The 23577-nt window shown below is 71.0% G+C and carries 27 protein-coding genes and 1 pseudogene; 14 read left to right on the top strand and 14 right to left on the bottom strand.

The features are described 5' to 3' along the window. Positions 1 to 163: 163 nt before the first annotated feature. Positions 164 to 946 carry a CHAP domain-containing protein gene (locus ACQEVJ_RS15365; RefSeq protein ID WP_433101401.1) on the top strand — a complete coding sequence of 261 codons (783 nt, stop codon included), beginning with the start codon at positions 164 to 166 and terminating at the stop codon, positions 944 to 946. Between the two features lie 6 nt (positions 947 to 952). Here ACQEVJ_RS15365 and ACQEVJ_RS15370 read toward each other — a convergent pair whose 3' ends face one another. Beyond that, a complete protein-coding gene (locus ACQEVJ_RS15370; RefSeq protein WP_433101403.1) occupies positions 953 to 1594 on the bottom strand; it encodes a DUF305 domain-containing protein in 642 nt (213 codons plus the stop codon). A 179-nt stretch (positions 1595 to 1773) separates the two neighbouring features. Here ACQEVJ_RS15370 and ACQEVJ_RS15375 point away from each other — a divergent pair, with 179 nt between their 5' ends. Then, complete coding sequence (locus tag ACQEVJ_RS15375) at positions 1774 to 2568, top strand: ArsR/SmtB family transcription factor (protein WP_433101405.1); 795 nt, start codon at positions 1774 to 1776, stop codon at positions 2566 to 2568. 64 nt (positions 2569 to 2632) lie between these two features. Here ACQEVJ_RS15375 and ACQEVJ_RS15380 read toward each other — a convergent pair whose 3' ends face one another. Beyond that, positions 2633 to 3880, bottom strand: a complete 1248-nt coding sequence (locus ACQEVJ_RS15380; RefSeq protein WP_433101407.1) for an extracellular catalytic domain type 1 short-chain-length polyhydroxyalkanoate depolymerase — start codon at positions 3878 to 3880, stop codon at positions 2633 to 2635. Between the two features lie 291 nt (positions 3881 to 4171). Here ACQEVJ_RS15380 and ACQEVJ_RS15385 point away from each other — a divergent pair, with 291 nt between their 5' ends. Then, positions 4172 to 4972 carry an IclR family transcriptional regulator domain-containing protein gene (locus ACQEVJ_RS15385; RefSeq protein WP_433101409.1) on the top strand — a complete coding sequence of 267 codons (801 nt, stop codon included), beginning with the start codon at positions 4172 to 4174 and terminating at the stop codon, positions 4970 to 4972. On the opposite strand, the gene ACQEVJ_RS15390 is transcribed toward ACQEVJ_RS15385, so the two are convergent. From ACQEVJ_RS15390 to ACQEVJ_RS15410, 5 genes are all read right to left on the bottom strand, one after another. Continuing rightward, positions 4969 to 5934 carry a quinone oxidoreductase family protein gene (locus tag ACQEVJ_RS15390; protein ID WP_433101411.1) on the bottom strand — a complete coding sequence of 322 codons (966 nt, stop codon included), beginning with the start codon at positions 5932 to 5934 and terminating at the stop codon, positions 4969 to 4971. The two genes, ACQEVJ_RS15385 and ACQEVJ_RS15390, sit on opposite strands and share 4 nt — an antisense overlap. 128 nt (positions 5935 to 6062) lie before the next feature. Then, positions 6063 to 6422, bottom strand: a complete 360-nt coding sequence (locus tag ACQEVJ_RS15395; RefSeq protein WP_433101413.1) for a hypothetical protein — start codon at positions 6420 to 6422, stop codon at positions 6063 to 6065. Continuing rightward, positions 6419 to 7282: an extradiol ring-cleavage dioxygenase gene (locus tag ACQEVJ_RS15400; protein WP_433101415.1), complete on the bottom strand. Its 864-nt coding sequence runs from the start codon at positions 7280 to 7282 to the stop codon at positions 6419 to 6421. Before ACQEVJ_RS15400 ends, ACQEVJ_RS15395 begins: the two co-directional genes overlap by 4 nt. Then, positions 7275 to 8135: a citryl-CoA lyase gene (locus ACQEVJ_RS15405; RefSeq protein ID WP_433101417.1), complete on the bottom strand. Its 861-nt coding sequence runs from the start codon at positions 8133 to 8135 to the stop codon at positions 7275 to 7277. Before ACQEVJ_RS15405 ends, ACQEVJ_RS15400 begins: the two co-directional genes overlap by 8 nt. After that, on the bottom strand, positions 8128 to 9309 hold the full coding sequence (locus tag ACQEVJ_RS15410; RefSeq protein WP_433101419.1) for a CaiB/BaiF CoA transferase family protein: 1182 nt from the start codon (positions 9307 to 9309) through the stop codon (positions 8128 to 8130). The genes ACQEVJ_RS15405 and ACQEVJ_RS15410 overlap by 8 nt, the downstream gene beginning before the upstream one ends. Positions 9310 to 9562: 253 nt before the next feature. Between ACQEVJ_RS15410 and ACQEVJ_RS15415 the strand changes: the two genes are divergently transcribed. Then, complete coding sequence (locus ACQEVJ_RS15415; RefSeq protein WP_433101421.1) at positions 9563 to 11011, top strand: amidohydrolase family protein; 1449 nt, start codon at positions 9563 to 9565, stop codon at positions 11009 to 11011. A gap of 145 nt (positions 11012 to 11156) precedes the next feature. Continuing rightward, positions 11157 to 11744, top strand: a complete 588-nt coding sequence (locus ACQEVJ_RS15420; RefSeq protein ID WP_433101423.1) for a hypothetical protein — start codon at positions 11157 to 11159, stop codon at positions 11742 to 11744. 33 nt (positions 11745 to 11777) lie between these two features. On the opposite strand, the gene ACQEVJ_RS15425 is transcribed toward ACQEVJ_RS15420, so the two are convergent. After that, the gene (locus tag ACQEVJ_RS15425) at positions 11778 to 12281 is read right to left on the bottom strand and encodes a MarR family winged helix-turn-helix transcriptional regulator (RefSeq protein ID WP_433101425.1); all 504 of its coding nucleotides are present in this window, start codon (positions 12279 to 12281) and stop codon (positions 11778 to 11780) included. A 110-nt stretch (positions 12282 to 12391) separates the two neighbouring features. Then, positions 12392 to 12799: a four-helix bundle copper-binding protein gene (locus ACQEVJ_RS15430; protein WP_433101427.1), complete on the bottom strand. Its 408-nt coding sequence runs from the start codon at positions 12797 to 12799 to the stop codon at positions 12392 to 12394. A gap of 139 nt (positions 12800 to 12938) precedes the next feature. Between ACQEVJ_RS15430 and ACQEVJ_RS15435 the strand changes: the two genes are divergently transcribed. Both ACQEVJ_RS15435 and ACQEVJ_RS15440 read left to right on the top strand, forming a co-directional pair. Beyond that, positions 12939 to 13118 carry a DUF4236 domain-containing protein gene (locus ACQEVJ_RS15435; protein WP_433101429.1) on the top strand — a complete coding sequence of 60 codons (180 nt, stop codon included), beginning with the start codon at positions 12939 to 12941 and terminating at the stop codon, positions 13116 to 13118. 439 nt (positions 13119 to 13557) lie between these two features. Then, positions 13558 to 14043 carry a DUF1062 domain-containing protein gene (locus tag ACQEVJ_RS15440; RefSeq protein ID WP_433101431.1) on the top strand — a complete coding sequence of 162 codons (486 nt, stop codon included), beginning with the start codon at positions 13558 to 13560 and terminating at the stop codon, positions 14041 to 14043. Between the two features lie 8 nt (positions 14044 to 14051). On the opposite strand, the gene ACQEVJ_RS15445 is transcribed toward ACQEVJ_RS15440, so the two are convergent. Then, entirely contained in the window at positions 14052 to 14954 is a 903-nt protein-coding gene (locus ACQEVJ_RS15445; RefSeq protein WP_433101433.1) for an IS5 family transposase, read from the bottom strand. Between the two features lie 324 nt (positions 14955 to 15278). On the opposite strand from ACQEVJ_RS15445, the gene ACQEVJ_RS15450 reads away from it, so the two are divergent. Then, complete coding sequence (locus tag ACQEVJ_RS15450; protein ID WP_433112745.1) at positions 15279 to 16385, top strand: ABC transporter substrate-binding protein; 1107 nt, start codon at positions 15279 to 15281, stop codon at positions 16383 to 16385. Here the strand turns inward: ACQEVJ_RS15450 and ACQEVJ_RS15455 are convergent. Further along, positions 16362 to 16604: pseudogene (locus ACQEVJ_RS15455) on the bottom strand (Tn3 family transposase); the annotation flags it as partial. The gene ACQEVJ_RS15450 and the pseudogene ACQEVJ_RS15455 sit on opposite strands and share 24 nt — an antisense overlap. Before the next feature lie 48 nt (positions 16605 to 16652). Then, a complete protein-coding gene (locus ACQEVJ_RS15460; RefSeq protein WP_433101435.1) occupies positions 16653 to 16880 on the bottom strand; it encodes a DUF2945 domain-containing protein in 228 nt (75 codons plus the stop codon). Positions 16881 to 17054: 174 nt separating this feature from the next. On the opposite strand from ACQEVJ_RS15460, the gene ACQEVJ_RS15465 reads away from it, so the two are divergent. From ACQEVJ_RS15465 to ACQEVJ_RS15475, 3 genes are all read left to right on the top strand, one after another. Further along, positions 17055 to 17279, top strand: coding sequence for a type II toxin-antitoxin system HicB family antitoxin (locus ACQEVJ_RS15465; RefSeq protein WP_433101437.1), 225 nt, complete (start codon positions 17055 to 17057; stop codon positions 17277 to 17279). Positions 17280 to 17536: 257 nt separating this feature from the next. Beyond that, entirely contained in the window at positions 17537 to 18142 is a 606-nt protein-coding gene (locus ACQEVJ_RS15470) for a hypothetical protein (protein ID WP_433101439.1), read from the top strand. A 257-nt stretch (positions 18143 to 18399) separates the two neighbouring features. Beyond that, complete coding sequence (locus ACQEVJ_RS15475) at positions 18400 to 19053, top strand: fasciclin domain-containing protein (RefSeq protein ID WP_433101441.1); 654 nt, start codon at positions 18400 to 18402, stop codon at positions 19051 to 19053. Positions 19054 to 19165: 112 nt separating this feature from the next. Here ACQEVJ_RS15475 and ACQEVJ_RS15480 read toward each other — a convergent pair whose 3' ends face one another. Continuing rightward, positions 19166 to 19372, bottom strand: a complete 207-nt coding sequence (locus ACQEVJ_RS15480; protein ID WP_433101443.1) for a hypothetical protein — start codon at positions 19370 to 19372, stop codon at positions 19166 to 19168. Between the two features lie 231 nt (positions 19373 to 19603). Here ACQEVJ_RS15480 and ACQEVJ_RS15485 point away from each other — a divergent pair, with 231 nt between their 5' ends. Next, positions 19604 to 20344, top strand: a complete 741-nt coding sequence (locus ACQEVJ_RS15485) for a hypothetical protein (protein ID WP_433101445.1) — start codon at positions 19604 to 19606, stop codon at positions 20342 to 20344. Between the two features lie 65 nt (positions 20345 to 20409). On the opposite strand, the gene ACQEVJ_RS15490 is transcribed toward ACQEVJ_RS15485, so the two are convergent. Next, positions 20410 to 20655 (bottom strand): hypothetical protein, encoded by a 246-nt coding sequence (locus ACQEVJ_RS15490; RefSeq protein ID WP_433101447.1) that lies wholly within the window; start codon positions 20653 to 20655, stop codon positions 20410 to 20412. Between the two features lie 165 nt (positions 20656 to 20820). Between ACQEVJ_RS15490 and ACQEVJ_RS15495 the strand changes: the two genes are divergently transcribed. Together ACQEVJ_RS15495 and ACQEVJ_RS15500 are read left to right on the top strand one after the other, a co-directional pair. Then, the gene (locus ACQEVJ_RS15495) at positions 20821 to 23019 is read left to right on the top strand and encodes an amylo-alpha-1,6-glucosidase (RefSeq protein WP_433101449.1); all 2199 of its coding nucleotides are present in this window, start codon (positions 20821 to 20823) and stop codon (positions 23017 to 23019) included. Next, a complete protein-coding gene (locus ACQEVJ_RS15500; RefSeq protein ID WP_433101451.1) occupies positions 23004 to 23459 on the top strand; it encodes a DUF6157 family protein in 456 nt (151 codons plus the stop codon). Before ACQEVJ_RS15495 ends, ACQEVJ_RS15500 begins: the two co-directional genes overlap by 16 nt. The last annotated feature ends 118 nt before the right edge of the window (positions 23460 to 23577 follow it).

The following is a 23577-nucleotide window of genomic DNA, read 5'->3' on the forward strand; positions in this document are numbered from 1 at the left end:
TGGAGTGTCGGCTCCACCTGCCCACCCGGTCCGCGTCGCATCGCCGGACCACATGCCAGCCCTGGAACGTCTCCAGGCTTCCGGGGTGATGGCGCGCCCGTGACGGGCTGCCACATCTCCCGTTTCTGATTCCGCCCCGCCGCGGCAGTGTCCTCGGACGGCCATGCCGTCATGCCGTCACGCCCCGCGGGCCGGTTCGTCATGTCTCGAAGCGCGCCATGAGGAGCCTCCGATTTCCACCGATCCGATAGCTCGACAGCTGCTCGACGCCGTCCGCCCGGAACTGGGCTACCGCGAACGAGCCGGGAAACACACGAAGTTCGGCGCGTGGTACGCCGACAACGTCGCCAAGGACCCCGACTTCAAGACCGCCCCCTGGTGCGACATGTTCGTCTCCTGGGCGGCGGACCGTGCCGGGGTGCAGGACCACGTCGGCGAGTTCGCGCTGACCACGCGGCACGCCAAGTGGTTCAAGAAGCACCAGGCCTGGAGCGACAGGCCCGAGCCGGGCGCCGTGGTCTTCTTCGCCTGGTCGGGGTCCAAGAAAATCCGCGACATCGACCACGTCGGCGTGGTCGAGAAGGTCGTCGGCGGGAAGGTCCACACGATCGAGGGCAACGTCGACGGCGTGTGGCTGAAGCGGAAGGTACGCGACAAGAGCAAGATCGTCGGGTACGGCCTGCCGCGCAAGGTCAAGGTGACGCCGAAGGCGCCGGTGACGATCCAGCCCGTGGCGGCCGTGCACGCGAGCGTCCAGGGCGCGGCGGGGCCGGCCACCAGGAACATGGCGGCCACGCAGGGGCAGTCCCTCGACGTCGTGTGGTCGCCCGGCGACGCCGTCCTGCCGGCCGGTCTGCTGTTCGCGGTGGTCTCCACCGCCGTGACCGGGCTCCGGGTCAAGACCACGGCGGCGACGTCCCGCGGACGCCATCGCAGGCGCGGGTGACCTCCCTTATCGGTGCGGCGACGGCCCGCCGTACGGGGTCGCGGCGGCCTGACCCAGCAGGCCCTTCATCTCCCTGATCTCGGCCGACTGGCTGGAGACGATGGACGCCGCCATCCGCCGCGCCGGCTCGTAGACTCCGGCGCGCAGCTCGTCGCGCGCCATGGCGACGGCGCCCTCGTGGTGCCGGATCATCATCGTGAGGAAGGCCCGGTCGAAGGCCCGGCCGGACAGCCCTTCGAGTCGCCGCATGTCCTCGGCGGACATCATGCCGGGCATGGCGTGGTGCGCCGGTGCGGGGCTCTCGCCGGGCACCCGCTCACCCCAGGCCGTGAGCCAGCCGCTCATCGTCTGGATCTCGGGAGCCTGGGCGGCCTCGATCCGCCGGGCGAGCCGCGCGACCCGGGGGTCCGCCGCGCGGTTCTCGGCCAACCTCCCCATCTCCACCGCCTGACGATGATGCGGGATCATCATCCGGGCGAACATGACGTCCTGGTCGTTGTGGTCGGCCGCCGGCGCGGTGATGGCGGACACGGCGAGCGCGGCGGGCGGGGCCGGCGTCCCGGCCCGGGCGGCGGAGCCGTACGCGCCGGTCACGCCGACCAGCAGACCGGCCGCCAGCAGGGCCGCCGGCAGAACACGTCTCTTCATCGGACACCTCCGAGGAGACCCCTGCTGTCGGGACGTTCCCGGCCGGATGCCGGTCATTCCTCCGGCGGTTCTCGCCTGCTCCGCGCCCGGTGAGGCGGCCAGCGGGAGACGTTGACATGCAGCCAAAGGGCTGCATATATTTCGTGCAGCCAAATGGCTGCGTGTTCGGGATGGGGAAGATGGACGAGGTGTTCAAGGCGCTGGCCGACGCCAGTCGCCGCCGGTTGCTGGACAGCCTGAACGCCCGCAACGGCCAGACGCTGCGTGAGCTGTGCGCGGGGCTGGACATGGCGCGGCAGTCGGTCAGCAAGCACCTGGCGGTGCTCGAGGCGGCGAACCTCGTGACCACGGTGTGGCGTGGCCGGGAGAAGCTGCACTACCTCAACGCCGTGCCCGTCAACGCCATCGCGGACCGCTGGATGAGCAGGTTCGACCGCGAGCGGGCCCGTGCTCTTGCCGATCTCAAGAACGCATTGGAGCAGGAACCGATGGGCAACCCCGAGTTCGTCTACACCACCTACATCAGGACCACGCCCGAGCGGTTGTGGCAGGCCCTGACCGACCCCGCCTTCACCCGGCGCTACTGGGGCTTGTCCTTCGACACCGACTGGCGAGCGGGGGCGCCGATGACGTGGCATCAGGGCGGCGTAGCGATCGCCGATCCCGAGCAGGTCGTCATCGAATCCGAGCCCGGCCGCCGTCTCTCGTACACCTGGCACTCCTTCACGCCCGAGTGGGCCGAGGCGGTCGGTCTGGGGGAGGACGTGCTCGCCAGGCTGAAGACGGAGCGCAGGTCACGGGTGACGTTCGAGATCGAGCCGGTGGGGGAGACGGTCAAGCTGACCGTCGTCCACGACGGCTTCGATCCCGGCAGCACCGTGCGGGAGATGGTCGGCGAGGGCTGGCCTCAGGTGCTGTCCGCACTCAAGACCCTGCTGGAGACGGGCGAGCCCCTCCCAGCCGGGAGCGCATGACGCGTGGGCCGCGCCCCGCGCGGCCGGGCAGGGCGCGGGGCGCGGCCGGCAGGAATGCGGTGGATCAGCACTGGCCGTCGGCGAGCACCCAGTAGTCCGGGCCGGTCTGGCGCAGCGCGTGCGTGGTGAAGGTGTTCCACAGGCCCATCGCGTCGTTCGACCCCTTCGCGTAGGTGTAGCCGCCGGACTGGTACGCCCGACCGGCGGTGGTGTGGGCGTAGTTGCTGGCCCGTACGCACACGCCCGGCGGCGTGGCACTGGGTGTGACGCTGGGCGAGGGGCTGGGCGTGATGGTGGGCGTGGGGCTGGGGCTGGGCTGGGCCCCGCCGTCGAGGCCGAAGAAGCGGGCGTCGTGGTAGGCCGAGCAGATCGTGTCGAGGAAGTACGCTGCGGTGGCGCCGCACTGGTCGGCGGCGTTGCCCGGATCGACCGGCAGGCCGTGGCCCATGCCGCTGATCTCGTAGAGGCGTACGTCGTCGTCGCCGTACACCTTGAGCGTGGTGCCGCCGGTGAGCGACCGGGTGGAGGCGGGAGTCTGGGAGACGCCCCGCACGTTCGTCCACTGGTCGCGCAACTGGGCGCCGTTGGCGGGGACGACCGTGTAGTCGGACTGGCCCTGCCAGACGGCCACCCGCGGGTACCGCCCCGTGTAGCCGGGGTAGGCGTTCCGCACCAGGTCACCCCACTGCTGCGGGGTTCTGCTCGTCGGGCCGTACTGGCAGCCGGACGCCTCGGTCAGGCTGCTCGCGCAGCGGTAGGCCAGGCCGGCCGCGATCGATCCGGCGGCGAAGACGTCCGGGTATGTCGCCAGCATGACGGCGGACATCGCCCCGCCCGCCGACAATCCCGACACGTAGACCCGTGAGGGGTCGGTCCCGTACTCGGCGACCGCGTACGCCACCATGGCGCGGATGGACGCGGCCTCGCCCTGCCCCCTCGTGGTGTCGCCGGTCTGGAACCAGTTGAAGCAGCTCGACGAGTTGTTGGCGCTGGAGGTCTGCGGCAGCACCAGGGCGAAGCCCCACTGGTCGGCGTACGTGCGCCACCCGGAATTGGCGAAGTAGCCGCTCGCGTTCTGCGTGCAGCCGTGCAGGAGCACCACGAGCGGCCGGCCGCCGGGCAGGCCGTCCGGGCGGTAGGCGTACATCGCCAGGTTGCCGGGGTTGGACCCGAACGAGCCGACCTGCACCAGCGAGGCGGCCCGCGCGGGCGGGGCGGTCAGGGCCGTGCCGAGCAGGCCGGCCAGGACGAGCAGGAGGGTCGTGAGGGAGAGGGCCGCTCGCGGCGGCCGGGCGGGAAAGGACGTGACCATGGGGGGGCTCCTCGGGTGACCTGGCGCATCGATCCTTTCCGCGCACGCTAGAACTCCGGCGATCCTCCGGACATGTCCGCCGGACACATTTTTCGCGGCTCTGTCATGGCGCCGCCGCATGAGCGGACACAGGTCCGTTCAGCGGTCATGTCAGGGACGTGGCGCCGCCGACCGCCGCGTTACGACGATGTGAAGTTGGCATCTCGGACCACGCAGACCGCCGTCAGGCGGACAGCGAACCGTAAGCTGGGTCTAAAGTTGACTCGGCGAGTTCGAGCGGAAGAGGCGTTCATGGCACGAGGCGACACCGGACCTGACTTCATCGAGGCGCTCGCGCGCGGCCTCGATGTCATCAGGGCGTTCCAGCCGGCGCGCCCGGTGATGTCCCTGACCGAGGTGGCGGCGGCGACCGGCCTGGCCCGGCCCACCGCGCGGCGCATTCTGCTCACGCTGCAGGAGCTGGGGTACGCCCGCTCGGCGCAGGGCGGCTTCGCCCTTACCCCGCGGGTGCTCGAACTCGGCGTCTCCTACGTCCGTTCTATGGGCCTGTGGGAGGTGGCCCGGCCGCACCTGGAACAGCTGGTCGCCCAGACGCACGAGTCGTCGTCGATCGCGCAGCTCGACGGGTCCGACATCGTGTACGTCGCCCGGGTGGCCGTGCCGAAGATCGTCGCCCTGTCGGTGCAGATCGGGACGAGATTCCCCGCGATGCAGACGTCCCTGGGCAAGGTGCTGCTGGCCGCGCTGCCGCCGGACGAGCTGGAGCGGGTGCTGGCCGAGCCGAGCCGGTCGGGCATCGAGCCGCGATGGCGGCCCGGAGCGCAGGAGCGCGACGCCCTGCTGCGCGAGGTGCGGGCGAAGGGCTGGGCGCTGACCGACGAGCAGCTCGCCCTCGGGATCCGGTCGGTGGCCGCGCCGCTGCGCGACGGCTCCGGCAACGTCATCGCGGCCGTGAACGTCAACAGCCACGCCGCAGAGACCTCGCTGGAGAAGCTGACCGAGGAGCACCTGCCGCTGCTGCTGAAGACCGCCGGCGCGATCAGCGCCGACTGGGCGCTCTACGAGTCGGTCCCGCAGGTCACCGCCTCCTAGATAGCGGTCCCTGGGATCAGGACGATCCTGCCGGAGGCGGTGCCGGCCGCCTGACGTCGCCAGGCGTCCCCGGCCTCCTCCAGAGGGACCGCCTCGTGGGCGACGGCCAGCCGCCCGAGCGCCGCCTGCTCGGCGACGAAGACGATCGACGCGGCCCGCTGCTCGGGGGTCAGCTCGTTGTTGGTGTATCCCAGCAGCCGCAGCGACCTGCTGCGCAGCGTGGAGGAGTCGATCGGGCAGTTCTCGTCCGCCGAGGAGCCGAGGTTGACCCAGCGGCCTCCCTGACCCAGGGCACGGGCCGCGGCGGCCGCCGCCGGGCCGAAGAGCGGGTCGAGCACCAGATCGGCGGGCCCGTCGCAGGCCTCGGCGAAGCGCGCGGCCAGCGTGGCGACGTCGCCGGTGTCGAGCGTCACCACGGCGTCCGCGCCCGCCTGCCGGGCGCGTTCCCCGGCGGCGGGGGAGCGGGCCCCCGCGACGACCCTGCGGGCGCCTGCGATGCGCGCGAGCCGTACGGCGGCCTGCCCGACGACGCCGCCCGCGCCGAGCACCACCACCTGCTCGCCGGGGGCGAGCTCGCCGCGCCAGGTCAGCGCCATGTGCGCGGCGACGGCCGAGAGCCCGAGCGCGGCCACCGCGACCGGGTCGGCCTCCGCGGGCAGTTCGACGAGGTCGCGCGCGGGCACCGCCGCCACCTGCGCCATGCTGCCGTCGCCCGGGGCCATTCCGGCCGAGGTCGCGAACCACACCGGCCGCCCGTCCGCGACGCCGGCCCCCTGCACCCCCGGCACGTACGGCGTGCGCGGCCTGCCGAAGTAGGACGTGCCGGTCGCGCAGAGCAGGTCGAGCGGCGTGACGGGCGCGGCGACGACCTCGACCAGCGTCTCGTCTGGCCCGGCGACGGGCACGGGCAGGTCGGCCACCAGCGGCGGCCTGCCGGGTTCCACGATCTGTGCCGCCCGCATGTTCCACCTTTCGCCGAAGTACATCTCGCTGAAGCACATCGTCATCGGCGAGAGCCGCCGGGGTACGCCCCGCACGGCGTGCCCGGCGCCTCGCCGCCCGGCCCGCCTTCGGCGGCGGGCAGGTCCTGTCACGTCGCGATGTCGGGGTACGGCATCGTCATGTGGGCCAGCCGCCGGGCGTACTCGGTCTGGAAGCCCATCGGCTCGTGGTCGCGCTCGAACATCGCGATGAACAGCGTGAGCGTGAGGAACGGGTGCGCGCCCAGCTCGAACAACTTGGGGTAGTCGTGGCCCGTCAGGGCCTCGCGCTCGGCGTCCTCGAAGCGCAGCCAGGTCGACGCCTCCCCGCCGTGACAGTTCAGCAGCCGGTTGGCGTACTCGGCCTCCCACCACTCCACGGTGGCGCGGGGGTCCTCACGGTAGCGCTCGACCAGTTCCGGATCGCGGTCGACGGTGAACAGGAACTTGTTCAGCAGGTACTTGCTCACGCCACGCCTCCGTTGGGGTACCAGGTGAAGTAGGCCTCCATGGTGTGGAACAGGTCGTAGGTGTCGACGTAGTCGGCCTTGGCGCCCTCGCCGGCCACGCCCATCATCAGCATGAAGTCCATGAAGCCGTGGGTGGCGTTGCCGGGCAGGTGGAGGCTGTCGAGGGTGACCTCCGACAGACAGCCCTCGATGTCGCCGGAGGAGATCCACTCGACCGCCTTGCGGTCGAACTCGGGATCGGGCCCGTGCGGGCCGAACTGGCGCGGTCCGCCGAGCTCCAGCGACAGGTGCCCGGTGCCGATCACCGCCACCCGCTTGTCCGCCGGCCACGACTCCACCAGCTCGCGGATCGTACGGCCGAGCTGCACGAACCGATTCGGCCGCGGCAGCGGCGGGGCGAAGATGTTGGTGTAGATCGGCACGATCGGCAGGTCGTTCTGCGGCCGGAGCGTGATGATCGGGCAGGTGATCGAGTGGTCGATCCGCAGCTCGTTGGAGAAGGCCAGGTCGAAGCCCGCGTCCAGGCCCTCCCGCAGGATGTACGCCGACAGGTCCTCCTGGCCGGTGAAGAACATCCGGGGCAGGCCGAACTCGCGTTCCTCGTTGTACCAGTTCGCGTCGTAGAAGGGCGCCTTGCCGACGAGGAACTGCGGCATGTTGTCGAGCCAGAGCTGGTGGAAGTGGTCGGAACCGACCATGACCAGCACGTCGGGCCGCGCCTTCGTCAGGGTCTCGCGGAACGCCTCGACCTTGCGCACCCACTCGTCGGCGAACGGCGGGCGGTCCTCGCCGGTGGCCGTGCTGGCGCGGTAGTAGAACGGATGATGGGTGGACGCGATCACCGCGACCAGTTCAGCCATGCGAACCTCCAGTGGCGTCAGGGGCGTAGGGCTCGGGGTCGACGGACCGGTTGTTGAGGTCCACCGACAGGAAGATCTCGTTGGCCACCGGGCGGCGCAGCTCCTCGGCGAGCTGTCCGATCAGGCCGGCCGTACGGGCGAGCAGGGCGAAGCCGCGCAGCAGTTCGAGCGGCAGGCCGAGGTCGGCGAGCGCCGCGCCGCAGACGCCCGCGCCGTTGAGCGGCAGCTTCCTGCCCAGCACCTCGGGATGCACGCGGCCGATCGCGGCGAACAGCGACAGGTGCGGTCCGAACAGGTTCTCCTCGGCGGCGATCTCCAGCAGCCGGGGCGTGCGGGGGTCGCCCTCCTTGTGCACGTGGTGGCCGAGGCCGGGGATGAACCGCCTCGCCTGCCGCCGCGCCCGTACGGTCTCCAGGGCCAGCGCGTCCCAGCCGGCGTCGTCGGACGGCAGCGGCCCGTCGTGCGCCGCCAGCACCTCGTGCAGGAACCGGCCGCAGTCCTCGGTCACGCCGAGGAACCGCGACCCGCCGCCGAGCAGCCCGGCCGCGAGCGCGCCCTGGATCGAGTCGGGCGCGGACAGGTATGTCAGCCGGGTGACGATCGCGGTCGGGGTGAACCCGTGGTCGGCCAGCGCGGCGAGCACGGCCTCGAACACCCGGGTCTCGCCCGGCGTGGGCCGCCGCTGGGTGGCGAGCCAGAACGCGAGCTCACCGAACCCGACCTTCCCCATCACGTCCTCGGCGAGGTCGCAGCCGAGCAGGGTGATCGACTTCAGCGAGGACGCCCCCAAGGCTGTCGGATACTGCGCCGTGGGGTACGACGGCCGCTCGATCATCTCCGGACCGTCAGACATCGTCGTCCTCCTCCTGAGTCAGCCATTTGCGCAGATCGTCCCCGTGCTCGTCCAGCTCCGGCGGCGGCAGCCGGTAGGCGGCGGGGGTCGCGGAGAACCGGATCGGGTGGCGGGTGGTCGGGACCGCGCGGTCGCCCTCGCCCACCTCCACGATCGGGTCGAGCCCGAAGCGCTCGGCCATGGCGAACCCGCCGTCGATGGTGTTGATCGGCCCGCACGGCACCCCCGCCGCGACCAGCAGCTCGAACCACTCCAGTGCGCCGCGCATGGCGAGCCGTCCGACCAGGATGGGCCGCAGCTCCTCGCGGCGCGCGGTCCTGTCGGCCATCCGCGCGAAGCGCGGGTCGTCGGCGATCTCCGGGATGCCGAGCACCTCGCACAGCTTGCGGAACTGGCCGTCGTTGCCGGCCGCGACGATGATGTCGTTGTCGGCCGTGGGCAGCGGCTCGTAGGGGAACACGCTCGGGTGGGCGTTGCCCATGCGGTAGGGGACGACGCCGCCGGCGACGTACGCGGAGCTGTGGTTGACCAGGCCGGTCAGCGCCGAGGACAGCAGATTGACCTCGACGTGCTGGCCCTGCCCGGTCGCGTCGCGGTGGCGCAGGGCGGCGATGACGCCGATGGCGGCGTGGTTGCCCGCCATCACGTCGAAGACCGAGATCCCCGCGCGGTAGGGCGGCCCGTCGGGATCGCCGGTGAGGCTCATCAGGCCCGACATGGCCTGCACCATGAGGTCGTAGCCGGGCACGTCGCGGCCCGCGCCGGAGCCGAACCCGCTGATCGAGGCGTACACCACGCCGGGGTTGGCCGCGCTCACCGACGCGTAGTCAAGGCCGTACTTGGCGAGCCCGCCCGGCTTGAAGTTCTCCACCAGCACGTCGGCGCGGCGGGCCAGCTCCCGGGCCACCCGGGCGTCCTCCGCGTCCCGCAGGTCGAGTGCTATCGACCGCTTGCCCCGGTTGACTCCCAGGTAGTACGTCGACACGTCGCCGCGCACGGGCGGCATCCAGGTGCGGGTGTCGTCTCCCTTGGGCCCTTCGACCTTGACGACCTCGGCGCCCATGTCGGCCAGCAGCATCGTGGCGTACGGCCCGGCCAGGACCCGCGAGAAGTCGGCCACCAGCACGCCGGACAGCGGCCCGCCTCCCCGCTCGGGCGCGGTGTCGTCTGTCATCCGGCTCCCCTTCCTCGCTGTAACAGCAGTGTCCGCTGAACGGACATGAGTCCGTGACGCCGATTCTGGCACAGGCGGTCCGCTCGTCAAATGCACGACCGGCACTTCGTCGCAGGACGATGCGGGAAATCCATGGTTGACAGCAGGGGCGGTGCTCGGGAAAGTAACAGCGGAAGCAGCGCTGACCGTATAGCGGACAACTGTTCGCAGATCGCTGAGGCGCTCAGCCAGTGGGAGGGAGAGGAGTTCGACGATGAGCGAGCCGACCGATTTCGGGCCGGACCGGCCCGTGCTGCTGCGCGGCGGCACGGTGCTGCCGATGGACGACGGACACAGCGTGCTGCCCCGCACCGACGTCCTCGTCGTCGGCGACCGGATCGCGGAGGTGGGGCCTGACCTGCCCGTGCCGGACGGCGCCGTCGTCGTCGACGCCACCGACGGCATCGTCATGCCCGGCATGATCGACACTCACCGGCACATGTGGCAGACGGCGATGCGCGGCTACGGCGCCGACTGGACGCTGACGCAGTACTTCGTCTGGTACTACCTGGAGTACGGCAAGCTGTTCCGGCCGGAGGACGTGCACGCGGGCAACCTGCTGGCCGCGATCGAGGCGATCGACGCCGGCGTCACCACGGTCGTGGACTGGTCGCACGGGCTGCGGACCGTGGACCACGCCGACGCGGCGGTGGACGCGCTGCAGGCGGTGCCCGGCCGGTTCGTGCTGGCCTACGGCAACATCCAGGCGCCGCCGGCCGAGTGGACCGGCGCGCCGGAGTTCCGCGACTTCGTCCGGCGCCGCATCACGGGCGACGACCTGCTGGGCTTCCAGATCGCCTTCGACGTCACCGGCGATCCGGCCTTCCCCGAGAAGCCGGCCTTCGAGGTGGCCCGCGATCTCGGCGTCCCGGTCACGACCCACGCGGGTGTGTGGGGCGCGACCAGCGACGACGGCATCCGGCTCATGTACGAGCACGGCTTCATGACGCCCGAGACGGTCTACGTCCACGCCGCCTCGCTGTCGGCGGACTCCTACCACCGCATCGCCGCCACCGGCGGCTCGATCTCGGTCTCCACCGAGAGCGAGCAGAGCGCGGGCCAGGGCTACCCGCCCACCTGGGCCATCCGCGCGCACGACATCCCGGTCTCGCTGTCGATGGACACCAGCGTCTGGTGGAGCGGCGACCTGTTCTCGGCGATGCGCACGACGCTCGGCGCCGACCGCTCCCGGGAGCACATGGAGGCGCACGCCAAGGGGGAGACGGTCACCCACTGCAGCCTGCGCGCCGACCAGGTGGTGGACTGGGCGACGCGCGGCGGGGCCCGGGCCATCGGCCGCGAGCACGATCTCGGCGGCATCGAGGCCGGCAGGAAGGCCGACCTGGTCCTCATCAAGAACGACGCGTCGCCCGTGTCGTTCCCGCTGCTCAACCCGTACGGGCACGTCGCGTTCCAGGCGCAGCGCGGCGACGTGCACACGGTCCTCGTCAACGGCCGCGTGGTGAAGCACGAGCACCGCCTGGTCGGCGTGGACCTCGCCGCGGCCCGCCGCGAGGTGGAGCGGACCGTCGAGTACCTGCGCTCGACGCTGGGCGAGGAGGCATGGCAGAAGGGGATGAACCCCGACATCCCCGAGACGAAGATCCTCGACAACCCCTACACGTACACCGACTACCACAGCGCCGCGACGCACAGCCGCTGACGTGGCGCGACCGACGGAAACCCTGGGAGATTCATGATTGTTTGCAGGTATTTGTGAGATTTGGTCACCAGTGGGGTTAGTGTGGGCAACCACCCGCGGAAGCCGTGGAGCTTTCCCCTGAAACGACCGCTGGGAGTTGTCTCACATGCAAGGGCGCGTCCCGTCACAGGCGAGCCAGGATGATCGGTTCCGGCAGGAGATCCTCTCCAGCCAGGAGGAGCCGAGCACCACGACCAAGAACAGGAAGCCCGTCGTCATCGCCGCCGTGGCCCTGGTCGCCGTGCTGGCCGCCGGGGGAGCGGGCTTCGCGCTCCGCGGCGGCTCAGGCCCCGCGGACTCGCCCGCCGCGGGCGGCGCGGGGCAGTCGGCGGCTCCCGCCCAGGACGGCGGTTCCGCCGGTGACGACGCCGGTGCCGCCGCGGAGGGCGGACAGGACTCGGCGGGCTCGGCCGATCAGGGCGCGATCGGGTCCGGCGGGGACGGCTCCGGCGGAGCGCAGGCACCCGGCGGGAGCGGGGCGGACACCGCCTCTGGCTCCTCGGGCGGCGGCTCCTCCTCCGGCCGGAAGAGCGCCGGCGCGGACCGGGCCGGGACCGGCTCGTCGGGCAAGACGGGCGGCGCCTCGAAGGGCGGTAGTAAGGGCGGCGGCAGCCAGAACCAGGGTGAGGTGCCCTCGGGCGCCGACGGAGCCCCCGGGCTCATCCCCGGGGCCTGCGCCGCCTCCGGCTGCTGAATCCGCTGAGAGGGAGCCGCGTGACGCGGTAGGTCAGGAGGACGGGCCGGGCCAGCCGAGCGGGAAGGCGATGCGGGCGGGCGGTTCGCCCGCCGCGTCGTTGAACTCCCGCATGGCGACGATGAGGGCCTGCCGCTGGGACGCCGGCATCCGCGTGAGTATCGAGGCGATCTCCTCCTTGCGCCGCGCCGTGACCTCGTCCACGATCCGCCGTCCGTTGTCGGTCAGCCGCAGCAGCGTCTCGCGCCGGTTCTGCGGATTCACCTCGCGCTTCAGCAGGCCGGCGACGGCGAGGCGGCCCGCCATGCGCATGGCGGTCGACGGATTCACGCCCAGCTTCTCCGCCAGGGTCACCAGCTTGGTCTCGCCCTGTCCGACCACCATCAACATGCGGAACTGCGGCAGGGTGACCCTGTCCTCCGCGGCGGCGAGGGACCGCGCCGATATCGCGACGAGCACGCGCGAGGCGGTGAGCACGGCGGCGGTGACGGCGTCCAGGTCGTCGCCGGTCGGCTCCTCGTCCGCTTCCTTTGCCATAGGCACCGTTTTTACACGGTTCCTCTCGCGGCCATGTCATCGCACCGGCAAACGGCGTGCGGCGGGGCGGGCGTAGCCGTGCCGTGGGGGCGCCGCGGGGGCGGCCGCGCTCAGCCGAGTGCGGCCAGCAACTCGTTGCAGGCCTGGGCGCAGCGCCGGCACGCCTCGGCGCAGACCCGGCAGTGCTCGTGCACGTGGGCGTGCAGACCGCACTCGTCGCCGCAACTGCGGCACGCCTGCGCGCACGACTCAAGCTGGGCGCGGGTCAGGTTCGCGTCGTAGCCCGTGTGCCGCGACAGCACCCGGCCCGTCGTCGCGCAGATGTCGGCGCAGTCGAGGTTGGTGCGGATGCAGCGGACGAGTTCCGCCACCGCGTGCTCGCTCAGGCAGGCGTCCGCGCAGGCCGTACAGGTCTGCGCGCAGTCAAAGCAGGCCTCGATGCAGTTCGCGAGCACCTGTCTGTCCACACCGCCGAGGTCGGCGGGATAGGTCTCCAGCATCACTCCGGCGTGTCCCATGGGATCGCTCCTTCCGGTCTCGGGCGGGCGTCTCGGGCCATACCCCACGGCACGCTCGTAAACGGAGGTGATCCGGCCGGCCGGTGTGCTGATCGTCTTCCCGGGTAGTCGCAAGGGCACGGAAAATCATGGAGGGACCATGGGCTGGAGCTACCGAAAATCGATCAAGATGGGACCGTTCAGGCTCAACCTCTCGCGCGGCGGTGTCGGGCACAGCTTCGGCGGGCGCGCCTTCCGCGTCACGAGGACGGCGGACGGGCGCCGTACCCTCACCGTGAACCTGCCCGGCGGCTTCCACTGGAAGAAGACGCTCAACTAGGGCCGGTACGGCGGGCGCGACCCCCGGCGCGCGCCCGCCCGTGAGCGGCAACCAATCGGCCAGTGGCGATAGCGAGCGGTCGTGATGCGGCAGCAAGGCCGGTGAACTCAAGCGACAGGGACCACCTCCGCCGGAAAACCGTTTGAGCCTTCCTTTCGGTTCTCGTAGGGTGCCTGCGGCCCGTCGTAGTGAGGACAGAGGACACAAGCGCGTGACCCCGCCTGCTCTTTAGACCTGACACCTTCTTCCGCTCACCTTCAAGCCGACCCTCCCGTCGGCTCTGCCGGGCTGCCCTTGTGCGGCGCCCGGTCATACAGCGTTTGAGGCCGCGCGCAATCGGCCTTGTGTCAGGTCTAGAGAGATCATGTCTTCACAACCTCATACTGTGCTGCCCTGGGTCGTTCGTCGAACCAGGCTGCCTCTGCTGTCGTTGCGGTGCGTGGACTGTCGGTCGGAGTCGGCCACCACCGGCGAGGGCAGGTTCCGCGTCAACGCCAACGGCAGGCTGCTGGACGTGTGGCTGCTGGTCCGCTGCGTGTCCTGCGGTCGGACGAGCAAGCTCACCGTGTACGAGCGAGCGCCGGTCAGATCCTTCGATCTGGCCGAGCTCGACGGCTACCACGCCAACGATCCGGAGCTGGTGGCGTCCACGCTGTTGGATCCGCTGCTCGCCCGGCGTAACCGCTTCACTCTGGACTGGAGGGGGGCCTGGCGGCTGGACACCCCGTCGGCATGGCTCGACGAGGCGTGGCCGGTCCAGGTGGAGGTCGTCTTCGAGGATCCGGTGCCGGTGCGCCCGGAGCGGCTCATCGCGCAGGGGCTCGGTCTCAGCAGGAACGAGGTGCTGCGCCGGATCAAGTGCGACATTCCGCTGCGCCGTCCGACGAGTGCCGGGTTCACCTTCACCGTGATGGCCGGGGACTAGGGCCTGTCTCAAAGCCTGGTGAGCCAGTCGTCTATCGCGGTTATGAGAATGGCGGCTTGGTAGCGGACGGCGAGTTTGTCGTACCTGGTCGCGATGGCGCGGTGGCGTTTGAGCCGGTTGATGCCACATTCCACAGCATGACGGGCGCGGTAGTCGCGGGCGTCGAAGGTGAAGGGACGACCGCCGCGGCTGCCGCGCCGCAGGCGAGCGGCGATGCGATCGGCTGGTTCGGGGATGGTGCATCTGATCCCGCGCTGGCGCAGGTAGGCGCGGATCGCCCGGGAGGAGTAGGCCTTGTCGGCGCGGACGACCTCAGGCCGGGTACGGGGCCGGCCGGGCCCGAGCCGGGGGACGCGGATGCCGGCCATGACCGCCTGGAACTGTGGTGCATCGCCCCGCTGGCCGGCGGTCAGCACCAGCGACAGCAGCCGTTGGCCCTGCTCACAGGCCAGGTGCAGCTTGGTCGACAAGCCGCCGCGTGAGCGTCCCAGCGCGTGGTCGACCGGCTCGGTGCTCACCCCACCCGGCGGTTCGGCCTGCAGACGCGGATCGCGCCGCGCGCCTGCCGCGTGCTGATGGGCCCGCACGATGGTGGAGTCCACCCCGACCTGCCAGCCGATCAGTTCGGCGGCATCAGCCAGGGCCTGCAGCCGGGTGAGGATCTTCTGCCAGACACCGGCCCGCTGCCAGCGTCGAAACAGGGCGTACACCGCCTGCCAGGAGCCGTAGCACTCCGGCACGTCCCGCCAGGGAGCCCCGACCCGTACCCGCCACCGGATCCCGTCGATGAGCTGCCGCTTGGTCCACTTCGACGGCCGCCCTGGTCTGCTCGGCGCAGGCAGCAGCGGCTCCAGCCGGGCCCACTGCGCATCGGTCAGGTCGAACCGCCTCGTCACCGCTAAGGTGGCCAACGAGGTCTCCGGTGTTCAGGTTCTTCTTGGTCGATGAACCCTCTACCGGAGACCTCACTGCTTGTCCGGGCACGACACGCCGTCAGTCAGCGGACTTCGAAACAGGTCCTAATGGCGGGGGACTAGCGGGGATGTAGCCGCGGCGCGCGATCCCCTCAAGCATCCGTGCGAAACGCGCCTCGTCCAGGGGCGGCTCCAGCGGTCTGGAGTCGCCCACTGCGGCCACGGTGTGCAATGTCCGGCATGGTCACCAAGGTGCGCTCACCCTCTGCGATCCGGGCATAATGCAACGAATCTTCACATGGGAGACGCCAACGCATGAATATGCCATCGTCGCCACATGGAGCGGAGCGGACTGACGGATCAGCCGTCCAGATCGGCGCTCTCGTTCCGCTGACTCGGCCTGGCTGGGTCGAGGCAGGCCGGCACTTGCTCGCTGGACTCGAGCTGGCCGTTCGCGAAGTCAATGACGCCGGCGGGATCGTCGGAAGACCACTCGAGCTGGTGGTCCGAGACACCGCGGCTGATGCACAGAGGGCCGCGGCGGCCGTCGATGAATTGGCTCGCCTGGGCGTGGCCGCCTTGGCGGGGGAGTATCACAGCGTCGTCGCTCGTGCCGCCGCCGCCAGGGCCGACGCCCTCGGCCTGCCGTTCCTCTGCTCGTCAGCGGTTCTCGACGCGCTCACCGAACAGCCGACGGAATGGGTCGCGCGCCTCGCCCCGGCGCAGTCCCACGGCTGGCGGATCTACGCGGACTTCCTCCTCGGCGCGGGCCACAGGCGCATCGCCGTAGCAGCCGAGCCGAGTGTCTACTGGGCGTCTGGGGCCCGCATTCTGCGGGACTACCTCGCTCCGCGCGGCGGCACCGTCATCGAACTCGACATGCCCGCGCTCGCCCCCGCCGCCGTGTGCGACGAACTCGTCGGCAATCGCGCGACAGCCCTCCTTCTTCTGGTCGGCCACCCGGAGCCGGCAGTGTCGATCGTCAAGGCTGTCCGCCGCGACCGGCGCCTCTCCGAGATCATGCTTGGTGCTCCGGCCGGGCAACCGGAGTTCGCCGAATGGGCGACGTCGCTGGGCGACGACAGCGCCGCGATCCCGTTCTTGCGCTACCTGCCCGAGCGTCTCAGCCCCCTCGGTGCCCGAGTCGAGACGGCCCTGCGCGAGCGGCTGGCCGAAGCGCCCTCCTTCGTCGCCTTTGAGGGCTACGACACGGTCGCTGTCCTCGCCGATGTGCTGCGTTCTCACGGCGCGGACCGGGCGCGCACTGCCGAATCCTGGGCGCGCGTCGCAGTCGAAGGCACCCGCGGGCAGATCCGGTTCTCTCGCACGCCAGGCATCAGCGTTTGGCAATGGGCTTGGCCGCCAATCCACGTCGTTGATCGAGATCCGGTGGAACCCGATCGCCTACGGATCCTTCACGCCGGCTGAGAGAGCACGGAGGTCCGACTGAGCGGGGCCGAGGTCGGGCCGGGTGAAGGAACAGGTGCCGATCACGTCGATGTGCTGACGGACGAACGGCGACAGGCACGCCACATCCGCCTCGGCCGGCGGGTACCCCTCGGACTTCAGCTGATCGAGGGCCTTGTCCGCGTAGAGGGTGTTCCACGAGGTGACGCAGGTGAGCACCGGCCCAAGCGCGTCGAGCCGGTCCTGAGTAGGGGGGCGGCCGGAATCTGTCTCCTGCCGGCGGCCGCGTCACTCCTTCGGGTGCAGGGCCGACGGCTTGTGCACCGCCGTCCCGCCGCTCTTCTCGCTGCGCACGAGGAACTGCGGGTCCTCGGGTGAGGCGGCCACGGTGCGGCCCGCCTCCTCCGTGCGCTCGGTGATCTTCTTCTCGACCTTGCCGGTCGCGGTGCCGCCGTGGCTCTTCCAGGTGACCTCGTCGCCCACCGACGGCTCTTGCTTCTTGTCCTTCTCGCCCATGCGCCCGGCCCTACCCGAGGGAACACGACGTCCTCGCGGCAGGGCGCAGGCGTGCTTCCCTATCAGGCAAAATTCCGGTACGAACCGCGCGCGAGCCGGAGCCTGCGGGGGAATCTCCGTACTGTTGCCCGCGCGCCGGGATTACCCCGGTCCGCTCCCGCGCACGGTGGGGGCATGGGACGGATCGTGCGGCTGACGGCGGCCGTCACTCCCGAGGACGGTGGCCTGTACTGCGCACGGTGCGTCCAGGTCGAGGTGGCCTGCGAAGGGCACACGGTCGACGAGGCGCTCGACCGGCTCCGGGGCGCCCTGGAGCACTACTTCGAGCGCCGGCCCGTGCCGCACCCGTCCTCGCACCCGCCGATCGTGGTGCCGATCGAGGTCAGGCTGCCGGACTGAGCCCGTTCCGCTCCTCACCTGAGGGCCCTCCAGCCCGTGCGGCACGGCGTCATCCACCGGTGATCACGACCGCGGTGGCGTCCTCCGACGGCCTCCTCCGACGGCGTACCGAGGCCGCTTGCGGGCGCGACGGGATCTTTGCGGGTGAAGCGCCCGATCAACATGCTTGACCGGACATTGGTCGTCGGATGCGTGATCACTCCCCGGTGCGGCGCTTACCGTCGTGCTCGTACCATCCATGACCTCGGGGGAGTCTCATGCCTCTCTGCACAGCCGTACTGGCCGCCGCCCTGCTCTCCGGGCCGGCCGCCGTGCCGCCGGACCCGGCCCCGCCCGGGACGAGGGCCACCACGGACGACAACAACGCCGCGCGGCCGTCCACGGGCCGGCCGCAATTCGCGTCGCCGCCCGGCATGGCGACGCAGGCCGGGGAGTTTCCGTTCACCCTCCCCCAGGCGCCGCCATGGATGGCTCCCAGCGGGACGGACGGCAGGCGCAACGACACCACCGCCGCTCCCCGGTCGCCGGCCGGGGCGAGTGAGCCCGGAGCCGGCGGCGCGGACACCGGACGGCCCGCCGCGACGGCGGATGGCACGGCGAGCGACAGAGCGGACGGCAGGGCGGCCGGAGCGGAGACCGAGACCAGGTTCGTTCCGGTGATCGATCCCAAGACACGCGACGTCTTCATCCAGCCCGTCTTCGCTTCCGGCAAGCCCGAAGAGACGCCGCAGCCGTTCACCTTCCGCCCGGTGCAGGGGGTCCAGACGACCAGGTCCTATCCGCTGCCCAGGAACGAGCAGAAGACGGCGCACCAGAAGACGATCAACCGGCCCCGCCAGCATCAGCGGCCGCGCGACCGGTGAGCCCGCCCCAGACGGCCTGACGGAAGAGGCCCGTGTGACCGGCCCGTCTGATCGGCCCGCCACACCGGTCCTGAGCCGGTGTGGCGGGCTCTTCCGGTGTGCCGTCCGCAGGGGTCGCAAGGCGCGGGCGGTCGTGCGGGTGGCACGCCGGGCACCGCGTCCGGTCCCAGGACCGATCGGTGCGTCCGTTCCTTGTCTCATCACGCACCCGACCCGCCACCCAGCAACGACCTTTCCACGACTAAGGAAGCACGATCATGAATACCCGTCTGCTCGCCCTTGCCGCCCTGACCGCGGCGCTTTCGATGTCCGCGGCGTGCGGTAGCCAGGGCGGCGGCAATCCCGCGGCTCCGGTCGCGGCCAACGAGACCGCCACGGACATGGCCAGCGAGACCCCCAGCGCCGAGGCGAGCGAAAGCCCCTCCGCGTCGCCGTCGGTCACCGGGTCGCCCGTCGGAGCGGGCTGCTCTTCGCTCCCGGCCTCGGGCAAGGGCAGCCCCGCCGAACTGGCCAAGGTGCCGGTCGGCACCGCGCTCTCCGACATCCCGTCGCTGTCCACGCTTGCGCGCGTGGTGAAGAAGGCCGGGCTGGCCGAGACGCTCAACTCCGCCCAGGACATCACGGTGTTCGCGCCCACGAACGACGCGTTCAGCAAGATTCCGAAGAGCCAGCTCGAACAGCTGATGTCGAACCGCAAGTCGCTCAGGGGACTGCTGGCCTACCACGTGGTCAAGGGACGCAAGGCACCGGCGGACATGCACGGCGAGCTGACCTCCCTTGAGGGCCGCAAGCTCACCGTCTCGGGCTCCGACTCCAGCCTCAAGGTCAACGACGCCGCTGTGACCTGCGGGAACATCGCGACGAGCAATGCCACCGTCTACGAGGTCGACAAGGTCCTCATGCCGAAGTAACCGGCCGTCGTCCTGCGACAGCCTGAACGGGGGTGAGCCGCTCGCGGCTCGCCCCCGTGCCGTTTCCCCGAAGGTGCGCCCCGTGGTTCCCGGTCGTCCGAATCGTTGGGCTTCAACGCCGGACGGTGACCAGCCACCAGGCGCCCGTGAAGTGGACGCTGCCGTCCTTGGGTCCGCCGGCCTGGGCCATCGACCACGACTTTCCCCACACCCCACCTGGCCGGCCCACGCCCACCAAACTCTGGCCCTGCCCGGCCTGCTCGCCGCCCTCGGCGGGCCACCCGCGGGCGGCCCGCGCTCTCGCGAGAACACTTCTCAAACGCGCTCCGAGAAGTGCGTACGCCCTATGTGGGCCTATTTCGCCTTTTGTAGTCAATAACCCTTTTAATCAGACTGCGGAGTTTCTGTGAGCAGGGTGGCCTGTGGCCTATGTCCTGAAGCGGCTGATCCTCTTATTTGACCGGACACTGAGCATCGGGTCCGTGATCGCCCGGCATCGTGCGTTTACCTTCGTCCTTGTACCGTCCATCGGATTTCGGGGGAAATTCTCATGCCTCTCTGTACTGCCGTGCTCGCCGCGGCTCTCCTGTCCGGTCCCGCACCGGCGGACCCGGCTCCGCTGTCGGCCAAGGAGCCGATGTCGCCCGGCAAGCAGATCGCCGCAATGGCGATGAACCACCCGGAGGAGCCGGACTTCGTCGCGTCCAAGACCCTGGACATCCTGGACAAGGGCGCGAAGGTCGGCCCGTTCATGGCGGACGACGAGCCCGCCAGCCGGGCGAACGGCCCAATGGGGAACGGCCCGCAGAACTCGACGACCGGCAGGCAGGCGCCCGGCGGCGACACGGCCGACAGCCGGCAGGCCGGCGCGCAGCCGGCCGGCGGTCCCGCCGGGGGCAACCCGCTGGCCGGCGTCCCTGTGGTGGGCGGCAGGCCCGCCGGCGGCCCGATGAACGGGCAGCAGGCGAACGGCTCGCCGGGCTCCATGTTCACGATGCCCGCCACCGGCAAGAACAACGGCCAGCGCCAGCCGCAGGACATCTTCCTTCACCCCACGTCCAACCAGCCGACGTACACCAAGCTGTCCGGCAACGACTTCGCGGGCAAGCCGCCGAGCAAGCAGGCCGACGACGAGGACGCCGGCGCCTGGGCGCGGCCGCTCCAGGGCTGGGGCATGCCGAAGGCCGGCAAGGCGAAGCCCGCCGTCGCCAAGGCCAAGTCCAAGGCCCAGCCCAAGGCGCAGCCCAAGGCCGCCGCCGACGACTTCTGGAACATGCCGGGCTGGGACTGAGCGTCCGCGCCGTGGTTAGGTGACGCGGTGACGCGACGGAGGGGTGAGCCGGACCGGCTCACCCCTCATCCTTGTCCGCGGGCCCCTTGTCCGCGGGCCCCTTGTCCGCGGGCCCCTGGTCCACGGGCCCCGGCGGCGTGACGCAGGTCGACGACCTCCACCAGGTCGGCGAGATCGACGTGGGCCGCCACCTCCGCGACGGAGGCGCAGTAGCCGATGTGGTAGCCCAGGTGCCGTACGCGCAGCAGCCGGCGGCCCTCGATGACGACCGGGTCCACCTCGTGCCCCTCCGAGCTCACCCACCTGCGCATGCGGGAAGGGTAGGGAACGCGAGGTCATGGGCGAGTAAACGCGCCAGGGTCGACTCCGTGGACCAGTCAATGCGGACGTAAGACTGCAAACACGGCGAAAACCGGCGCTATCTCCGGGTATGAGGGCAACCGTCGGGACCGAGGGACCGGGCCGGGGTGATCGGCATGACGAGCGGGTGGACGTTCGAGGGACAGCCCAGCGCCATCGGCGGGGGTGCCATGACGCTCGTGGCCGGAGGATCGTTCTGCGTGTCGGCCCGCAACGGCGACATCCTGCCGGGGGCGGCGCAGGGGATCTACTACGCCGACACCCGGCTGCTGTCGCAGTGGGAACTGCGCGTCGACGACGGCCCGATCGAAGAGCTCCAGGTCCTCGCCGGCGAGCCGTACCACGCGACCTTCGTTGGCCGGGCGGCGCCGCGGCCGGGGCAGGCGGAGAGCACGCTGCTGGTCGTGCGCGACCGGTACGTCGGCGGCGGGCTGTCGGAGGACGTCACCATCCGCAACATGTCCCATGAGCCGGCCGGCTGCATGGTGACCCTCCACGTCGGCTCCGACGTGTGCGACCTGTTCGAGGTGAAGACCCATCGGGTGCACTGGGTGGCCGACGTGACGACCGCGGCGGAGGAGCGGTCGCTGCGGATGTTCTCGGTCAGCAAGGGCAGGGGGGTGCGGGTGGCCGCCAGGGCCGACGCCACCCCGGTGCTGCCGGTGCTCAACCCGCGCCTGATCGTCTTCCGCGTGGTGGTGCCGCCGCGCGGCGAGTGGACGGCCTGCGTGCAGGCCAACCCGATCATCGACGGGGTCGAGACCGAGCCGTGGTACTCCGAGAAGCGGCTGTCGCCCGCCCTGGCCCGGCGGGCGGGACAGTTGTTCGAGTGGGGCAAGCGCCTGCCCAAGGTGACGACGACCAACACCGCCCTGGCGGGAATCCTGCGCCAGTCCCACAACGACCTCGGCGCGCTGCGGCTGTTCGACCCCGAGCATCCCGAGCTGCCGCCCACCGTCGCGGCCGGGGCGCCCTGGTTCATGACGCTGTTCGGCCGCGACTCGCTGCTCACCTCGTGGATGGCGCTGCCGCTCGACCCCGAGCTGGCGCACGGCACGCTGAGCCGGCTGGCCGCCCTGCAGGGCACCAAGATCGACCCGCTGACCGAGGAGGAGCCCGGGAAGATCATGCACGAGCTGCGCTACGGCGCCCGGCAGGACGACACGTCGGCCGGCGGGCACGCCTACTACGGCTCGGTCGACGCCAGCCCGCTGTTCGTCATCCTCCTCGGCGAGCTGCGCCGCTGGGGCCTGCACCGGGCGGCGGTGGAGCGGCTGCTCCCGCACGCGGACGCCGCGCTGGAGTGGATCGAGCGGTACGGCATGCGTGACGGGTTCCTGTGGTATCAGCGGAAGACCGACCAGGGACTGCTCAACCAGGGCTGGAAGGACTCCTTCGACGGCATCAACTTCGCCGACGGCACGATCGCCAGGCCGCCCATCGCCCTGGCCGAGGTGCAGGGATACGTCTACGCCGCCTACATCGCCCGCCACTACTTCGCCCAGGAGGCGGGCGACACCGAGACCGAGCGGCGCTACCGGGAACGGGCCGCCGAGCTGCGCGCCCGGTTCAACGAACGGTTCTGGCTGCCCGACCGCGGCTACTTCGCCGTCGGGCTCGACCACGACGGCCGCCCGATCGACGCGCTCGCCTCCAACATGGGTCACTGCATGTGGTCGGGGATCGTCGACCGCGACAAGGCCGCGGCCGTGGCCGAGCACCTGCTGTCACCCCGGATGTTCACCGGCTTCGGGATCCGCACCCTCGCCTCCGACATGGGCGCCTACAACCCGATGAGCTACCACAACGGGTCCGTCTGGCCGCACGACAGCGCGCTCGTGGCGGCCGGGCTCATGCGCTACGGATTCGTGGAGGAGGCCAAGCGCGTCGCCACCGGCCTGCTCGACGCCGCGCAGGCCTTCGGCGACCGGCTGCCCGAGCTCTTCTGCGGGTTCGACCGCGGGGAGTTCAACGTGCCCGTGCCGTACCCGACCTCGTGCTCCCCGCAGGCCTGGGCCTCGGCCACCCCGATCCAGCTCGTACGGCTCCTGCTCCGCGTCGACCCGTGGGTGCCGTACCGCAAGGTGTGGATCGCGCCGGTGCTGCCCAAGGGGTTCGGGGAGCTGCGCATCTCCGGCTTTCCGATCGCGGGCGCGCGGGTCGATCTGGAGGCCCGGGAGGACAGCGGCGAGGTGTACGTGAGCGGCCTGCCCGAGGAGGTTCGCCTCATCACCGAGCCGCGCCCGCCGGCGAGCGCCGGCGTCGGCACCCGGCCGATCGACTCAGGCATAGTGGAGCCATGGCGGACGATCTGAACTACTACTCGACGCTCATCGCGGTCGCCGACGACTGCCCGGTGACCGCCGCGGAGGTGCCCAGGGCCCGGAGCGGCAAGCCCACCGTCGCCGTCCTCCAGTACGAGCTGATCTCCGGCGCGCCGTACGGCCTGACGCAGGAGGACGTGCTGTTCGAGAGCTGGCTGCGCCGCCAGGACCTGCCGGAGGAGCTGCCCGGCGAGCGGCGCGCGGAGCTCAGGAAAAAGTTCTTCTCCCGTTCGCAGGCGTGCCTGAGGTCGTCGCCGCTGGCGAAGAGGTACGGCTGGGGGCTGCTGTTCGACCGGGACGGCCGGATCGCGCTGTGCCCGATGGAGTCGGAGGAGTACCGGCGCCTGGTGGAGGGCGCGTCCCGCGGCGCGCAGGCCGGGGAGAACGGCGGCGTGCGGGTGCTCAAGGCAATGCGCTCCCGTCGCTCCTGACGTCGCGATGCTCGCGCCGCTCCTGACGCCGCCCGTTGCCACGCGGACGCCACGCCGTCCCCGGTTTGCCGCGATTGGCCGGGGGTAGGCCCCCAGCGGAGTTCAGCCGGGCGCGGCC

Origin of the sequence: Microbispora sp. CA-102843 (assembly GCF_050936215.1) — a bacterium.
In the GTDB taxonomy this organism is placed as follows: domain Bacteria; phylum Actinomycetota; class Actinomycetes; order Streptosporangiales; family Streptosporangiaceae; genus Microbispora.

What these genes read in the sequence shown, in the direction of transcription:
- ACQEVJ_RS15365 (WP_433101401.1), top strand. Translation starts at nt 164, where the DNA reads ATGCCGTCATGCCGTCACGCCCCGCGGGCCGGTTCGTCATGTCTCGAA.
- ACQEVJ_RS15370 (WP_433101403.1), bottom strand. Translation starts at nt 1,594, where the DNA reads ATGAAGAGACGTGTTCTGCCGGCGGCCCTGCTGGCGGCCGGTCTGCTG.
- ACQEVJ_RS15375 (WP_433101405.1), top strand. Translation starts at nt 1,774, where the DNA reads ATGGACGAGGTGTTCAAGGCGCTGGCCGACGCCAGTCGCCGCCGGTTG.
- ACQEVJ_RS15380 (WP_433101407.1), bottom strand. Translation starts at nt 3,880, where the DNA reads ATGGTCACGTCCTTTCCCGCCCGGCCGCCGCGAGCGGCCCTCTCCCTC.
- ACQEVJ_RS15385 (WP_433101409.1), top strand. Translation starts at nt 4,172, where the DNA reads ATGGCACGAGGCGACACCGGACCTGACTTCATCGAGGCGCTCGCGCGC.
- ACQEVJ_RS15390 (WP_433101411.1), bottom strand. Translation starts at nt 5,934, where the DNA reads ATGCGGGCGGCACAGATCGTGGAACCCGGCAGGCCGCCGCTGGTGGCC.
- ACQEVJ_RS15400 (WP_433101415.1), bottom strand. Translation starts at nt 7,282, where the DNA reads ATGGCTGAACTGGTCGCGGTGATCGCGTCCACCCATCATCCGTTCTAC.
- ACQEVJ_RS15405 (WP_433101417.1), bottom strand. Translation starts at nt 8,135, where the DNA reads ATGTCTGACGGTCCGGAGATGATCGAGCGGCCGTCGTACCCCACGGCG.
- ACQEVJ_RS15410 (WP_433101419.1), bottom strand. Translation starts at nt 9,309, where the DNA reads ATGACAGACGACACCGCGCCCGAGCGGGGAGGCGGGCCGCTGTCCGGC.
- ACQEVJ_RS15415 (WP_433101421.1), top strand. Translation starts at nt 9,563, where the DNA reads ATGAGCGAGCCGACCGATTTCGGGCCGGACCGGCCCGTGCTGCTGCGC.
- ACQEVJ_RS15420 (WP_433101423.1), top strand. Translation starts at nt 11,157, where the DNA reads ATGCAAGGGCGCGTCCCGTCACAGGCGAGCCAGGATGATCGGTTCCGG.
- ACQEVJ_RS15425 (WP_433101425.1), bottom strand. Translation starts at nt 12,281, where the DNA reads ATGGCAAAGGAAGCGGACGAGGAGCCGACCGGCGACGACCTGGACGCC.
- ACQEVJ_RS15430 (WP_433101427.1), bottom strand. Translation starts at nt 12,799, where the DNA reads ATGGGACACGCCGGAGTGATGCTGGAGACCTATCCCGCCGACCTCGGC.
- ACQEVJ_RS15435 (WP_433101429.1), top strand. Translation starts at nt 12,939, where the DNA reads ATGGGCTGGAGCTACCGAAAATCGATCAAGATGGGACCGTTCAGGCTC.
- ACQEVJ_RS15450 (WP_433112745.1), top strand. Translation starts at nt 15,279, where the DNA reads ATGCCATCGTCGCCACATGGAGCGGAGCGGACTGACGGATCAGCCGTC.
- ACQEVJ_RS15460 (WP_433101435.1), bottom strand. Translation starts at nt 16,880, where the DNA reads ATGGGCGAGAAGGACAAGAAGCAAGAGCCGTCGGTGGGCGACGAGGTC.
- ACQEVJ_RS15465 (WP_433101437.1), top strand. Translation starts at nt 17,055, where the DNA reads ATGGGACGGATCGTGCGGCTGACGGCGGCCGTCACTCCCGAGGACGGT.
- ACQEVJ_RS15470 (WP_433101439.1), top strand. Translation starts at nt 17,537, where the DNA reads ATGCCTCTCTGCACAGCCGTACTGGCCGCCGCCCTGCTCTCCGGGCCG.
- ACQEVJ_RS15475 (WP_433101441.1), top strand. Translation starts at nt 18,400, where the DNA reads ATGAATACCCGTCTGCTCGCCCTTGCCGCCCTGACCGCGGCGCTTTCG.
- ACQEVJ_RS15485 (WP_433101445.1), top strand. Translation starts at nt 19,604, where the DNA reads ATGCCTCTCTGTACTGCCGTGCTCGCCGCGGCTCTCCTGTCCGGTCCC.
- ACQEVJ_RS15490 (WP_433101447.1), bottom strand. Translation starts at nt 20,655, where the DNA reads ATGCGCAGGTGGGTGAGCTCGGAGGGGCACGAGGTGGACCCGGTCGTC.
- ACQEVJ_RS15495 (WP_433101449.1), top strand. Translation starts at nt 20,821, where the DNA reads ATGACGAGCGGGTGGACGTTCGAGGGACAGCCCAGCGCCATCGGCGGG.
- ACQEVJ_RS15500 (WP_433101451.1), top strand. Translation starts at nt 23,004, where the DNA reads ATGGCGGACGATCTGAACTACTACTCGACGCTCATCGCGGTCGCCGAC.